The organism is Gilvimarinus algae (assembly GCF_030518215.1).
In the GTDB taxonomy this organism is placed as follows: domain Bacteria; phylum Pseudomonadota; class Gammaproteobacteria; order Pseudomonadales; family Cellvibrionaceae; genus Gilvimarinus; species Gilvimarinus algae.
On the sequence record NZ_JAULRT010000059.1, the window covers coordinates 1 to 13,781 of the forward strand.

At 54.9% G+C, this 13,781-nt stretch carries 13 protein-coding genes; 8 read left to right on the forward strand and 5 right to left on the reverse strand.

Features of this window, described 5'->3' with window-relative positions; all coding sequences use genetic code 11:
• Positions 1 to 474: 474 nt before the first annotated feature.
• The 3 genes from otsB to QWI16_RS11335 are packed head-to-tail and all read left to right on the forward strand — an operon-like array spanning position 475 to position 4,404.
• Positions 475 to 1,245 carry a trehalose-phosphatase gene (otsB, locus tag QWI16_RS11325; RefSeq protein WP_302713234.1) on the forward strand — a complete coding sequence of 257 codons (771 nt, stop codon included), beginning with the start codon at positions 475 to 477 and terminating at the stop codon, positions 1,243 to 1,245.
• Positions 1,208 to 3,004 (forward strand): glycoside hydrolase family 15 protein, encoded by a 1,797-nt coding sequence (locus tag QWI16_RS11330; protein ID WP_302713236.1) that lies wholly within the window; start codon positions 1,208 to 1,210, stop codon positions 3,002 to 3,004. The genes otsB and QWI16_RS11330 overlap by 38 nt, the downstream gene beginning before the upstream one ends.
• Positions 3,001 to 4,404 carry an alpha,alpha-trehalose-phosphate synthase (UDP-forming) gene (locus tag QWI16_RS11335; RefSeq protein ID WP_302713237.1) on the forward strand — a complete coding sequence of 468 codons (1,404 nt, stop codon included), beginning with the start codon at positions 3,001 to 3,003 and terminating at the stop codon, positions 4,402 to 4,404. The genes QWI16_RS11330 and QWI16_RS11335 overlap by 4 nt, the downstream gene beginning before the upstream one ends.
• An 18-nt stretch (positions 4,405 to 4,422) precedes the next feature.
• On the opposite strand, the gene QWI16_RS11340 is transcribed toward QWI16_RS11335, so the two are convergent.
• The 5 genes from QWI16_RS11340 to QWI16_RS11360 form a co-directional block, all read right to left on the reverse strand.
• The gene (locus QWI16_RS11340) at positions 4,423 to 4,947 is read right to left on the reverse strand and encodes a response regulator transcription factor (RefSeq protein WP_302713238.1); all 525 of its coding nucleotides are present in this window, start codon (positions 4,945 to 4,947) and stop codon (positions 4,423 to 4,425) included.
• Positions 4,940 to 6,217 (reverse strand): ATP-binding protein, encoded by a 1,278-nt coding sequence (locus QWI16_RS11345; RefSeq protein WP_302713240.1) that lies wholly within the window; start codon positions 6,215 to 6,217, stop codon positions 4,940 to 4,942. Before QWI16_RS11345 ends, QWI16_RS11340 begins: the two co-directional genes overlap by 8 nt.
• 70 nt (positions 6,218 to 6,287) lie before the next feature.
• On the reverse strand, positions 6,288 to 6,791 hold the full coding sequence (gene rimI / locus QWI16_RS11350) for a ribosomal protein S18-alanine N-acetyltransferase (RefSeq protein ID WP_302713242.1): 504 nt from the start codon (positions 6,789 to 6,791) through the stop codon (positions 6,288 to 6,290).
• Positions 6,781 to 7,560 carry a hypothetical protein gene (locus tag QWI16_RS11355; protein ID WP_302713244.1) on the reverse strand — a complete coding sequence of 260 codons (780 nt, stop codon included), beginning with the start codon at positions 7,558 to 7,560 and terminating at the stop codon, positions 6,781 to 6,783. Before QWI16_RS11355 ends, rimI begins: the two co-directional genes overlap by 11 nt.
• A gap of 4 nt (positions 7,561 to 7,564) precedes the next feature.
• Positions 7,565 to 9,112 (reverse strand): 2-isopropylmalate synthase, encoded by a 1,548-nt coding sequence (locus tag QWI16_RS11360; RefSeq protein WP_302713245.1) that lies wholly within the window; start codon positions 9,110 to 9,112, stop codon positions 7,565 to 7,567.
• Positions 9,113 to 9,331: 219 nt separating this feature from the next.
• Here QWI16_RS11360 and QWI16_RS11365 point away from each other — a divergent pair, with 219 nt between their 5' ends.
• The 5 genes from QWI16_RS11365 to QWI16_RS11385 all read left to right on the forward strand — a co-directional run bounded on the left by QWI16_RS11365 (position 9,332) and on the right by QWI16_RS11385 (position 13,778).
• The gene (locus QWI16_RS11365; protein WP_302713246.1) at positions 9,332 to 10,672 is read left to right on the forward strand and encodes an MATE family efflux transporter; all 1,341 of its coding nucleotides are present in this window, start codon (positions 9,332 to 9,334) and stop codon (positions 10,670 to 10,672) included.
• A gap of 33 nt (positions 10,673 to 10,705) precedes the next feature.
• Positions 10,706 to 11,323, forward strand: a complete 618-nt coding sequence (gene cysC / locus QWI16_RS11370; RefSeq protein ID WP_302713247.1) for an adenylyl-sulfate kinase — start codon at positions 10,706 to 10,708, stop codon at positions 11,321 to 11,323.
• A 20-nt stretch (positions 11,324 to 11,343) separates the two neighbouring features.
• Positions 11,344 to 12,138, forward strand: coding sequence for a 3'(2'),5'-bisphosphate nucleotidase CysQ (gene cysQ, locus QWI16_RS11375; RefSeq protein ID WP_302713248.1), 795 nt, complete (start codon positions 11,344 to 11,346; stop codon positions 12,136 to 12,138).
• Positions 12,139 to 12,809: 671 nt separating this feature from the next.
• Entirely contained in the window at positions 12,810 to 13,487 is a 678-nt protein-coding gene (locus tag QWI16_RS11380; protein WP_302713642.1) for a methyl-accepting chemotaxis protein, read from the forward strand.
• Positions 13,488 to 13,496: 9 nt separating this feature from the next.
• The gene (locus tag QWI16_RS11385) at positions 13,497 to 13,778 is read left to right on the forward strand and encodes an STAS domain-containing protein (RefSeq protein ID WP_302713249.1); all 282 of its coding nucleotides are present in this window, start codon (positions 13,497 to 13,499) and stop codon (positions 13,776 to 13,778) included.
• Positions 13,779 to 13,781 lie beyond the last annotated feature (3 nt).

The window sequence follows — 13,781 nt, forward strand, 5'->3', positions numbered from 1 at the left end:
CCAGCACATTGGTCAAGCTTCTAATTGAAACGCCCTGTAGGTAATTACTCGCTCATCCCTGAGCTCGGCCTTCGGTCAGCTACCGCTGCGCTAATCGGCTCCCGGCCGATTAGTCCTGCAGGGCGTTTTTCTTGTGGGTTATTGTCCACGCTAGGGGGGGCTTGCCGATGACAGATAACCGCTCCTGCGTAGTTCTACTACGCCACATCCATGTAGTTAACCGTGTATCAGGGGCGTCCTACTCTTGACCCTACGGAGCGCGAAGCTGCGCCAACCTTTTCCTGAAGGATTGGTCGAGTAGCCTACGGCTATCCCAATTTGTTCCGCAGACCTCGGTCAAGCTTTTAAATAAATAAGGCTATCCTAAATAGGATGGCCTTATTTATTTAAAAGGCTCTGCGCAATTCGTGAATTTTCGTCATTGGTGAGCTCCTGTTATAGTTAATGCTCAAATGGCAGGAGACTATTTTCCCTATGCACATCAGCAATCCAGAAAAATTAGCATTATTTTTGGACTTTGACGGCACCCTGGTCGATTTTGCCTCTACACCTGAGGGCGTCGTGGTGTCGCACGAGTTGAGGCGGCTACTGGGAGAGTTGGCCTTGCAGCTTGAAGGTGCACTTGCCCTAGTCTCTGGGCGGTCTATAGGTTCTCTTAGTGAGTTGGTAAAACTGCCTCTGACAATGGCCGGAAGTCATGGCGCTGAGTGGCGCTACCGGGACGGGCCATTGAACCACGCGGATATAGCCTTTGGAGAATTCAATAATATCAAGTCCAGGTTGTTAGAGTTCGCCGAGCTTCAGAGCTTGATCGCCGAAGATAAAGGGCATGCTGTGGCGTTGCACTACCGCGGCCAGGAAGACAAAAAGTCTATACTGGATGCACTGATTGACGATGAGCTGATGCTGGGAGCGCGTACGGACGTTCGCGTGATCCGCGGCAACTGTGTGCGGGAAATTCAGCCGGTGGGTGTTGATAAAGGGGGCGCCATTGCACAGTTTATGAGCAGAGAACCCTTCGCGGGTCGGCAACCCGTCTATATTGGTGACGATACCACCGATGAGGACGCATTCGCCTGGGTCAATGATCATGGGGGGGTGTCCATCAAGGTGGGTGAGGGGGATACCTGTGCAGGGGTGCGTTTTACAGACACTGGCGAGGTTCTTGCATTTTTGCAGTTACAACTGGATAAGTTGAGGCAATTGAATGAAAGAACGCAATTTGGAACTGGCGCTGATCGGTAACTGCGTTATCGGTGCTCTGGTCGATAAGAAAGCGGAAGTTGTTTGGTGCTGCTTACCGCGATTTGATGGGGAACCTGTATTTTGCTCGCTACTGAAAACAGATGGTCCTGAAACTCTGATGGGGACCTTTGCCATTGATTTGGATGGGTTTAGCCACAGCGAGCAGCACTACGAAAAAAATACAGCCATTTTGAAGACGACACTCTATGACGACCGTGGCAACGGTGTGGTCGTCACTGACTTTGTCCCCCGTTTTACCCAATACGGCCGGATGTTTCGGCCAATGATGCTCAATCGGAAGCTCAAGCCCATTGGATCGCCCAAAATACGTGTGCGTGCTCGCCCGGCTTGTGACGATGGCGCTCAAGGCTATAACAAAATTCAGGGCAGCAATCATATTCGCTACATTGGCAGTGATAAGGCGTTGCGCCTCACGACCGGGTTGTCCGTGACCGCCGTGATGGACGAAACCTGGTTTATCCTCGATGGTGAACACCACCTGGTCTTTGGGGATGACAAATCGATTAAAGAACCAATAAAGCAGCTCAATGATCGGTTCTTGGCCGAAACGGAGTCCTATTGGCTCGAATGGTCACGCTATCTTGCGATTCCCTTTGAGTGGCAGGATGCAGTGATTCGTGCTGCGATCACTTTGAAGCTCAGCGCTTATGAAGATACCGGCGCGATTATTGCGGCCATGACAACGTCTATCCCGGAAGCGAGTGATACCCAGCGTAACTGGGATTACCGTTTCTGCTGGCTGAGAGACAGTTATTTCACCGTCCATGCGCTCAATCGTCTGGGGACGACGCGCACTATGGAGCAATATTTACAATATCTTGTAAATATCGTCGCCGATATGAAGGAGGAGCACCTTCAACCCGTATTCTGCATAAACGGTACCAAGCAGATGACGGAGCGCATCGCCCACAGCTTGCCAGGGTACCGCGGTATGGGGCCAGTGCGCTTTGGCAACCAGGCCGCTGAGCAAATTCAGCACGATGTATACGGAGCGATTGTCCTGTCCGCTACGCAGATGTTCTTTGATGAGCGCATACGCCGCCCCGGTAGCAAAGAACTGTTTGAGCTGCTGGAAACCATCGGCGATAAGGCTTTCTCCTATTACAATCAGCCAGACGCGGGGCTTTGGGAGTTGAGGGGCTCGCAGCATGTTCACACTTTTTCCAGCATGATGTGCTGGGCTGCGGCCGATCGCTTGGCAAAAATTGCCCGCAAGCTCAATCTAACCGATCGTTACCACTATTGGCATGAGGCATCCCACACCATTCGCGAGGCTATTGAAGAGCGAGGGTTTAACGCCGAGCTGAACGCCTATACCGCTACTTGGGATGGCGACACCATGGATGCCAGCTTGCTGCTTGCCTGTGAGCTGGGCTTTGTGAATGGTAAAGATCCCCGCTTCCTGGGCACGATTGCCCAGATAGAGGACAAGTTGATGCCGGAGGGCAGTAAATATTTGTTCCGCTATGTTGTGGAAGATGATTTTGGCACGCCGGAAAATGCCTTTACGATTTGTTCCTTCTGGTACATCGACGCACTGGCATCGGCTGGGCGGACGGATGAGGCTCGGGAATTGTTTGAAGAGTTGTTGGCAAAGCGCAATCATCTGGGTCTGATGTCTGAGGACTTGGACCCGAAAACCGGTGAGCTGTGGGGCAATTTTCCGCAAACCTACTCCATGGTGGGTATTATCAACAGTGCACGTGTTTTGAGTAAGAAGTGGGAGCAAGAACTATGAGCCGATTAATTGTCGTGTCAAACAGGGTGGCGAAAAGTGACGGCACCAGCAAAGGCTCAGAGGGTGGGCTGGCCGTCGGTGTCATGGCGGCAATGGAAAAAGACGGCGGCATATGGTTTGGTTGGAGTGGTAAAGTCGATAACAAAGGCGAAGCGCCTAAGCGAGAAACGCGCGGCAACATCGAATACATCACCGTGAATCTCAAACAGTCGGAATACAACCAGTATTATAAGGGTTACGCCAATAGCGTGCTCTGGCCGCTCTTTCACCAACGCCCCGAGTTGATGCAATACAGTGACGCAGATTTAAGCGGCTATTTGCAGGCCAACCGGAAATTTGCCGACGAGCTGCTCAACGTTATCCAGCCTGGCGATACCATATGGATTCATGACTATCACCTGATCCCGCTTGGGAAAATGCTGCGCGATGCCGGTATTCGCAATGCAATTGGTTTTTTTCTGCACACGCCCTTTCCCTCCCTCGATCTTCTTCGTACAGTTCCTGGGTACCAGAAGATTCTAAAGGCGCTTTTGCACTATGATCTGGTTGGTTTCCAGACCATTGCCGATCATATGGGTTTTTGTATGGGCGTATCTCAGGGCCTTGGCGGTGAGATACTGAAAAATGATCGCCTGCGTCTCGGTGATCGACACTGCACGGCGAGAGTGTATCCAATCAGCGTCGAGACCAGTGCGCTCGCTGGAGTGGCCCAAGCCGGAGAAAACACTCAGGAGTACAAGCGACTCTACAGTAGCCTGAACGATAGGAAGCTGATTATCGGAGTCGACCGGCTGGATTACTCCAAAGGGTTAGTGCAGCGGTTTCAGGCCTATGATCGCTTACTGGGTCATTACGAAGAGTTCATTCGTCAAGTTGTCTATCTGCAAATTTCACCCACCTCGCGCGGTGATGTTCAAGCTTACGGAAATTTGGCAAAGCGTATAGATCGCGAGGCCGGCCATATCATTGGCACTTACGCCGACTTTGACTGGATGCCATTGCGTTATCTCAACCGGGGCTTTCGTCGGCGTACAGTGTTGGCAATGTACAGGCTTGCCAACGTGGGCCTAGTCACACCGCTTAAAGACGGTATGAATTTGGTGGCAAAGGAGTATGTCGCCGCGCAAAATCCTGAAAATCCGGGTGTGTTGGTGCTCTCTGAAATGGCCGGAGCAGCCGATGAGCTGGACGCTGCAGTGATTGTGAACCCTTACGATGTAGGGGCCATTACAGGCGGCTTGGCGAAAGCCTTAAACATGCCTTTGGACGAGCGCATTGATCGTTGGCGCAAAATGATGGATGTTCTTGAGCAGCACGACATCCACTCCTGGCAGAGTCAGTTTCTCGAAGATCTGAACTTTGTGACGGCCCCCAAACTGGCCACGGCTGTTAATGACTAAAGCCCGTTCGTGCGCGGTTCACTGGCGCACCGGGCGCTTGTTTAGTTTTCGTTGCAGGGTACGCCTGTGCATGCCGAGAGCCCGCGCCGTGGCAGATATATTGCCATCGTGCGCGGCCAGGACTTTCTGAATATGCTCCCAAGCCATACGATCTACCGATAGCGGCTGATCCGGTATCGCCATGGGCTGCGGCCTGTCCTCGGCAAAAGCAGCGAGAATTTCGTCGGCGTCAGCCGGTTTGCACAGGTAATTGCGCGCACCTGCTTTGATGGCCTGTACAGCGGTGGCGATGCTTGAGTAACCGGTCAACACCACCACCTCAAGGTCCGCCTGGCGCGCTAGCAACTCGGCGACGACGTTCAGACCCGACTCACTGCCAATTTTAAGATCCACAATGGCTTTTTCGTAGTGATTGTTTTCCACCTGTTGGTAGGCCTGAGAACTGTTGTTGGCGACATCCGCCGTAAAGCCCCGGCGTATTAATGAGCGCTGCAATATTTCACAGAATGTCAGGTCGTCATCCACAATCAAAAAATTACTCATCGTTGCTCTCCAGAGGAAGGGCGATGGTTGTCAGGGTACCGCCTTGCTCACCGGGGGCGATATTGACCCTCCCACCATAGCGCTGAATGCTGGCGTGGGTGAGAAACAGACCTATACCCAAGCCGTCAGGCTTGGTGGTAATCGGTCGCTTCCCCAAGACTGCCGAGGTGCTTGGGGGAATCCCAGCGCCGCTATCGGCAATGAACCAGACCAGCTCACTGCCTTCGCAGCAAACCCTAACCCGTAAGTGCTGTTCACTGGCATCGGCGGCGTTATTCAATACATTGATGATGGCTTGTTCAACAGTTGGATGCAGGCGTACTTTACGGTGCGCCAGCTTATCGTCCAGCTCAATCAGTGTGCGCGCCTCCGGGCGCAACAGCTGCCAGCGCTCCAGCAGTTGTTCACAGTAGGTTTTGGCCCCTACCAGTGCTGGCCGGGTCAGCTGATCAATGTCGGCGCGTAGGCGCAGGCGCTGTAAAATGCTCGCACATTCGTTTACCTGATTCTTTAGCAGGGTGAGATCATCACCCAGGAGTTCACGCGTCTTTGCGTCCTGCGCCAGGTCGGTGAGCAGTACTTTTATGGTGGAAAGCGGCGTGCCCAGCTCGTGGGCGGTACCGGCTGCCTGGGTCGCTACTGCGAGTAATTGTTCATCGCGCAGATCGTCTTCGCGCCTAGCGTTCAGTTCATCTTGCTGTTGACGAACGGCGGCCGCCATTTTCACGACAAAATAGCTGATCAAAGTAGTGCTTAGAGCAAAGTTGAGCCACATACCGAGCACATGCAGGTTCACCCCAGGGCTGTGGTGAGCGTGCTCATGGGCGGGAGGTGCCAGAAGGTTGAGCGGTTCGTGCCAGATGAGCAAGAGGCCGTAAAGGCAAACGGCGACCAGGCTCAAACCCCAGGCATGAATGCCTGGTAGTACGGCGGCGGCTATACAGACGGGTACCAGGGTATAAGATAAAAACGGGTTGGTAGCTCCGCCGGTGAAATAGGCGATAGCCGCGACAGCCAGTATGTCCACCAAAAGTTGTGCGGCCAGCTCCTGGCTGCCGACTGACAGCGGCCAACGCAGGCGCAATGCAGACAGACCGTTGACGATAACCAGTACCAGAATGATGGCGCTGACTGGTGCAAGGGGGTAGCTGGCAATCATGTCTGTGAGCCAGGCGCCTACAGACAGCGCTGTAATCAGCAGCGTGCGAATAACAATGAGCTGGCGCAGATGGCCTGAAGGTGCTTTGAGCGTGGTAATGTGGCTGGTCATAGCCCGGATTATATCGGATATCCCAGACGCGAGATGCGACATTTGGTCGCAGCGAGTTGTACCCTGCGAATTATTCTGTCTCTAAAGTGTAGGCCATGATCACCGCATCCTCCCGCCCGCCATTTGCCGGGTAGTAGCCTGTCCTGAGGCCGACCTCGACGAAACCGATATGATCGTAGAGGGCGATGGCGCGGGTATTGGATTCGCGCACCTCGAGGTAGAGGGTATCGGCAATCCCGGTTAGCTTGGTAATTAAGTGTTCCAGGGCGCTTCGGGCTATGCCCCGGCGTTGAAAGGCGGGGCTGATGGCGATGTTGAGAAGCTCGGCATTGCCCGCCGCCGCGCAGACAATCAAGTAGCCGGCGATATCGTCGCCGTGCTTAACCACCAGGCAAGACTGGCGGCTACCGATACAGTCCTCAAACAGCGCTCGACTCCAGGGGTGTGACTGAACACTGCGCTCAATGCCCCATACGCTATCTACAAGCTCTGCCTCTAGGGGCACTAACTCATACGGCCCTGTGCTTTGGAGATAGCCGCTCAGGTCTTCGATCCTGAGGGGTTTAAAGGCCATTGAGTGCTTTCCACATAGGCCGCTTTAGCGCTGGCTGCTCAAGCATGTCCGTCAGGCTCGGGGCGATCAGCGCTTTTACTGCTGGTGAGTGGGCGCTGAGCGAGAGCTGGGGCCAGGTGAACCTGACTTCCAAGGGATTGTTATCTGGCGGGATGAAGCAACGCGCGAGCTCCCCGCCCATCAGCCAAAGCTCAGTCTCGGGCTGTTGCGCCAGTGCTTCAGCGAGCCAGGCCTGCAACTCTTCGCGCAGGTCTGCGTGACTGTAGATCTGTGCGAGTTGGTCGTTGAGGGGGCAGCGCATCCGCTCTGCCGCCCCAAGTGGCTTTTGTTGCGAACGGCAGGCAAGCAAAATGTTGAATAACAATGTCTCTGTCGGTAGGGCAGAGCCCGGTTTGTGCTCATCCAGTATCAGAAGGTTGGATTCTGTGCGCCACACATGCAGGTGCAGGGGCGTGACTCCCTGACGCGCCTTGGGCGCCGCAAGACTCACTGGGACTTTTCTGACCGGTTTGCTCGAAGCGGGGATGCCCATATCGCCGAGTACATCACCCACCGATGCTGAGGCCCCGGCCGCCTTTACGTGCCTTTTCGCGGGGGCGTTATCGAGTGGCGTGTCGCTCAGGCGCGGGCGGTTTGCGGTATGAGCTTCTTCAATAATCTCGGGTAGGGGGCAAAGCCTCGGTTGTGGGGCCCACGGCAAGATCACCCTCGGAACGAAGCTGTCGATTCCGAGAGCAGACAGATATTTCTGACGCGCGCGCTCATTCATGCGCTCAAATGCCCTCTCGCTGCGGATGTGAACGGCCGGGTGCGCTGAGTAGGTTGAGTGCATGCAGGTAGGCTTTGGCAGAGGCAACCACTATGTCGGTATCCGCCCCCACACCGTTGACGATATGGCCGTCTTTTTCCAGGCGCACGGTGACATCGCCCTGAGAGTCTGTGCCCTGCGTGATGGCATTGACCGAATAGAGCTTCAGGGTTGCGCCGCTATTAACCGCGCTTTCGATGGCTTTATAGGTTGCATCCACCGGGCCACTGCCCGTCGCAGAGCAGGTGTGACGGCGACCGTCGATGCCGAGCTCGAGCGTGGCTGAGGGGGCCTGTCCGGTACGACATAGAATTTCCATGGTGCCCAGCTCGTAGACTTCGGGAGCTTCGTGCGCGACCACATCGCTGACCAGCGCCTGCAGGTCTTCGTCGAAGATTTCATGTTTTTTATCAGCGAGGTCTTTAAACCGTTCGAAGGCAGCGTTGAGACTTTCTGGGGAGTCGAAGGTGATGCCCAGAGCTTCAAACCGCGCCTTCACCGCCGCTCTGCCGGAGTGCTTACCCAGCACCAGCTTGTTGGTGTGCCAGCCGACATCCTCGGCGCGCATAATCTCGTAGGTCTCGCGGTGTTTGAGCACGCCGTCTTGGTGAATGCCGGATTCGTGAGCAAAGGCGTTGGCCCCGACAATAGCCTTATTGGGCTGCACCGGAAACCCGGTGATGCTGGAGACCAGTCGCGAGGTGGGGACAATGTGCGAGGCATCAATGCCCGTTTGCACCGGGAATACGTCCTGGCGCGTGCTCACTGCCATAACAATTTCTTCCAGAGCCGCGTTGCCGGCGCGCTCACCCAGGCCGTTAATGGTGCACTCCACCTGACGGGCGCCGTGCATGACCGCGGACAGTGAGTTTGCCACAGCAAGGCCCAGGTCATTGTGGCAGTGCGTCGAAAAAATAGCTCTGTCGGCATTGGGAATAGCGTTGATCAGCCGGCCGAAGAGAGCTCCGTACTCGCCGGGTTCGCCGTAGCCCACGGTGTCAGGCAGGTTGATGGTACCGGCACCGGCCTCAATGACGGCCTCAATGATTTTGCACATGAAGTCGAACTCGCTGCGGCTGGCATCTTCCAGCGAGAACTCCACATCGTCAGTATAATTTCGCGCCAGCTTTACCGCTGCTACCGCCTGCTCCAGCACTCTAGGGGGCTCCATCTTCAGTTTGTACTGCATGTGGATGGGGCTGGTGGCGATAAAGGTGTGAATGCGACCCCGGTTAGCGGGTTTGATCGCCTCGGCGGCTCTTTCTATGTCGCCGGGAACGGCTCGGGCCAGGGAACAAATAGTGCTGTCTTTGACGGCTTTGGCGATGGCTTGAATGGACTCAAAATCCCCTTTGCTGGCAATGGCAAAGCCGGCCTCGATAATGTCGACCCGCATTTTCTCCAGCATCTTGGCGATGCGGATTTTCTCGTCCCGGGTCATAGAGGCGCCGGGGCTTTGCTCACCGTCGCGCAAAGTGGTATCAAAAATATAAAGCTTGTCTTTGTCTGTCATGGTCTTGCTCAGGGAGTAAAGCGCCCACTGAGTGAATAGGCGGTTAAGGGTAAAGCGATAGTATAAAGTTTAGCGCTCCAAGAGGACACACCCACAGGTGCATTTGCCGGGCTGAGCCCTGTCCGCTCCCGAGTGGCCCATCTGGTATAATGCGGACCCCGCCGTATGGCGCCATCCACCCGCACAAAGGTTGTGTTCATGCCTCCCATGCAGGCGACAATGACAGAAGGGCACGTGCCGGCCCAATTGCGAGTTTTGGCGCTGCCCATGGTGTGGGGGCTGATGGCGACCATGTCCTTCAATGTGGTGGACACCTTCTTCGTCGCGCAGCTTGGCAATACAGCGCTTGCGGCCATGAGTTTTACTTTCCCTGTGGTTATGGTGTTAACCAGCATTGGTATTGGCCTGGGGGCGGGGACTTCCTCAGCGGTAGCGCGAGGCATTGGCGCCGGCGACTCTCAACGGGCTCGCCGTCTGGCGACCGACTCGGTGACGCTGACACTGTTGATCTCGGTGACCGTTTGCCTGATCGGCTGGTTCACGATTGACCCTTTGTTTACGCTGCTCGGGGCATCCCGTGAGCTGATCCCGCTCATTCACGAGTACATGAGCATTTGGTACTTCAGTGCCCCTTGTCTGCTGGTGCCTATGGTCGCGCTGGCGTCCCTGAGGGCCATGGGTATGAGCCAGGTGCAGGGCACTTTGATGAGTGTTGCGGCTGTGTTTAATGCTCTACTCGATCCAGTGCTGATTTTTGGCCTTCTGGGGGCGCCCGAGTTGGGGTTGGCTGGCGCCGCCTGGGCAACGCTGATTACCCGCGGTCTTACCCTCTTGGTGGCTCTGTATATTTTAAAAGCCAGGGTCGGGTTATTGGTGAGCCCGTTGGCGCCCCTGCGGCGTATTTGGCGCTCTTGGCAGGCGATTGTTCATGTTGGCCTGCCCGCCATGGCGTCCAATGTGATTATTCCGCTGGCCAGTGGCATCGTGGTCATGATGGTTGCCAGCTACGGCAATGACGCGGTGGCGGGGCTGGGTGTGGCCGTGAGGATCGAGCCGCTCGCCTTGATCGCCTTCTACGCGCTTTCAGGCGTGATTGGCCCGTTTTTTGGTCAGAACCACAGCGCCTGTTTATACCCCCGCCTGCACGAAGCGGTGCGCGTAATTGCTGTCTTTTGCCTCGGATTCGGTGTCATTCTAACGCTGATCATGTGGCTCTTTGCTGAATCCATCGCCGGGGTGTTCAGTGAGCATGCGGAGGTGGTCGCCGTTGCGGTCCGCTACTTGAGTATTGTGCCCCTAAGCTATGGTGCGTATGGCCTGGTAATGTCAGTGAACGCGGCGTTTAATGGCTTGGGACGACCATTACCGGCCATGTTGTTGTCCGTCAGCCGGGTGCTACTGGTGTTTTTGCCTCTGGCCTGGGGCTTTCAGTGGTTCTGGGGGCTCGACGGTTTGTTTGCCGCCACAGCACTGACCAATCTGGTTGTGGGGGGGTGGGCTTGGTGGTGGCTTCGCAGGCAGGTCGCCGCCAGCGAGCTTGGAGACTCGCCAGCCCCATAGGGTACAATGCCCGCTGAGACGGAGACAGACGCAATGAGCAAATCCCCTTACGAGTTAAAAGACATTGACCTTCCTTCCAATGCGGTGTGGCACCGCTGCACGGTCAGCAGCGCTGACAGGGCGGAGCTTATGCAGCAGACGCCGCGGTGTATCTGGTTGACTGGCTTGTCCGGTGCGGGTAAGTCGACCATTGCAAATGCTCTGGATGCGACGCTCCATGCCAATGGCATCAAGTCCTTTCTGCTGGATGGCGATAATGTGCGTCACGGTTTGAACAAGGACCTTGGAATGACCGAATCCGACCGCGCGGAAAATATTCGCCGGGTCGGTGAAGTAGCGAAGTTAATGGTGGACGCCGGTTTGGTGGTGATTTGCGCATTCATTTCACCCTACAAGCGCGACCGGCAAATGGTGCGCTCTGTGTTTGATCACGGCCAGTTTATCGAGGCTTATCTGGACACGCCCTTGTCGGTTTGCGAAAACCGCGACCCCAAGGGGCTCTATAAAAAAGCACGCGCCGGAATGATCAAGCAGTTCACAGGTATCAGTGACCCCTATGAAGTACCTGAGAACCCTGAAGTGGTTCTCGATACCAGCAAAAACTCCGTGGCAGAGAGCGTGAAAGTAATATTGGGCGCACTGTCGCACTGACAGGAACCGTGAGACTTATAATGAGTGATAAGACTATTCCCCACCGCGAGGTCGTTGAGGTCGCACGCCAGGCCGGCGACCGAATCATGGATATCTATCAGCGTGACTTTGCCGTTGAGGAAAAAGCCGATAGAAGTCCGCTGACTGAGGCGGATCTGGCGGCCCACCAGCACATTCAACAATCCCTCTCAGCACTGACCCCTCATATACCGATTTTGTCCGAGGAAAGCGGTGGTATCGACTGGGAGACTCGACGTCACTGGAGCGAATACTGGCTGGTCGACCCACTGGATGGCACTAAGGAGTTCATCAAAAAAAACGGTGAATTTACGGTAAACATTGCCCTTGTCAAAAACGGGCAGCCCATATGGGGCGTGGTTTTGGCGCCGGCGCTTGGCTGGGCTTACTTCGGCGGAACGGCCGTGGGCGGCAGCGTTAAGCAAGCTGCCGGAGTTGAGCAGGCCATAAGTGTGGCCGTTTTGCCAAAGAGCAAAAATGGCTGGTGCATCATTGGCAGCCGGTCGCACCAAAGTGATGCTTTCTCCGCCTTCATCAGCCAGTTCGATCAGCCCGAAATCACCGCCATGGGAAGCTCACTGAAGATCTGTTTGATCGCCGAAGGCCGCGCTCATCTGTATCCGAGACTGGGGCCTACCTGCGAGTGGGACACCGCCGCTGCTCACGCTGTGCTAAACGGCGCGGGCGGTAAAATTGTCAGCGCTGACGATCACCGGGTGCTCAGGTACAACGCTCAGGAGAGCTTGCTTAACCCCTTCTTTATCGCCGCTCCGCGCGATTACGCTCCGGCTGACTGATTAGGCCGCCTAAAGGTGCTCGCTTAGGGCGGAGGGCTAAGCTCTCCGTCAATCTGACTTTTCCGGCAGCTCTGCTTTTTCCTATTTGTCGTGGCGCGTTTTGCATTACGTAAAACCTGGTCTACGCTTTTGGTGTACAAGACCATTACGGCAATATGGATATGAGCCCAAGCCTCAAGCCCTACACACCATTATTTATAGCCCTTTTGCTGCTGATTTTGTTGATTTCGGCGTCAGCATCCTATTGGGTGAATCCCTATGTGGGGTTGATTCTGGCCTTGGGGGCGACGACCTTTCTGCATACCTGGTCGGCCAAAATGGCTCGCCTCGCCGGCACTAGCCGCTCAGCAATGCTGGAGGCCGAGCAGCAGGAGAAGCGGGAGCGCTTTAAACAGTTGATGGGGCAGCTAGGCCAGTTGCTTGAGCGGGAGCACACCTTTCTTCATTCCCAGCTTTTGGATATGAACGGTGTCCAGCAAGATGCCGTCGAGACGCTTGAGCGTGCGTTTTCCAATATTCAGTCGCTGCTGCGCAGCCAGCAAGAGAACATTGGCCACATACTCGCGTTTGAGGAAGACGATGCCCAAATGAGTATGGAGCAATTTGCGCACGACACCTCAGGTATGCTAGACAGCTTTGTCAAAACCACAGTGACGATCAGTACCGAAACCATGGAGCTGGTGGACAAGGTCAGCGCCATTGATCAGAAAATGCCTCAGGTGATGAAAGCCTTAAAGGAAATTGACTCCATCGCTGAGCAAACCAATCTACTGGCGTTAAATGCGGCTATAGAAGCGGCCAGAGCCGGTGAGGCCGGGCGCGGTTTTGCCGTTGTAGCGGATGAAGTTCGCGCGCTGTCAAATCGCTCCACGGGGTTCAGTAACGATATTCAGTCGCAGTTAAATCAGATTGACGCCGCCATCAAGGCACTTAACAAACAAATTGGCAGTGTCGCCGCCACGGATATGACCTATATCTTAAAAGCCAAATCAGAAGTGGAGGCCGCCATCAATCACCTTGCGAAAAAAGCTGAAAGTGACAAGGTAACAACAGTACAAATTGACGAAATTGCGTCCTCCTTGGTCGATGCATCCAACACTGCCGTTCGTGGGTTGCAATTCGGTGATATCAGTCGGCAAGCCATTGAGTATCAACAGGAGCGATTGCGGTTGCTGGAGCCTCTAGTAAGTGTTTTGCAATCGCTATCAGCCGAAAGAGGGGCCATCGAAGGCTCCACACTCGAGCTTGTCGAGAAGGCGGTTGTTAGCGCCGAGAATTCGATTTCGCAGTATAGGCATAACCCGGTAAGCGCAACATCTATGGGGCGTGGCGAAGTTGAGCTATTTTAAGGTGAGAGCATGAGTACTTTTCAAGTAAAGCTACCCGGGCGATTTGACTTTAGCTTTCACGGGAGCTTTAGCGAGCAGAGCAAGGCTGGGCTGGAAAACGATAGCTACAAGCTTCTGGTATTGGACTTTGCGAGCGTTGCCTACTTAGACAGTTCCGCGCTAGGAATGATAATAATGTTGCAGAAAAAATGTAACAAGTCGGGGAAATCACTAAAAATTATTAATGCCCACGGAACGGCAGATGCGTTACTGAGGTTGGCAAACATTGATCAAATGGTCGTCATTGAGTAGCGA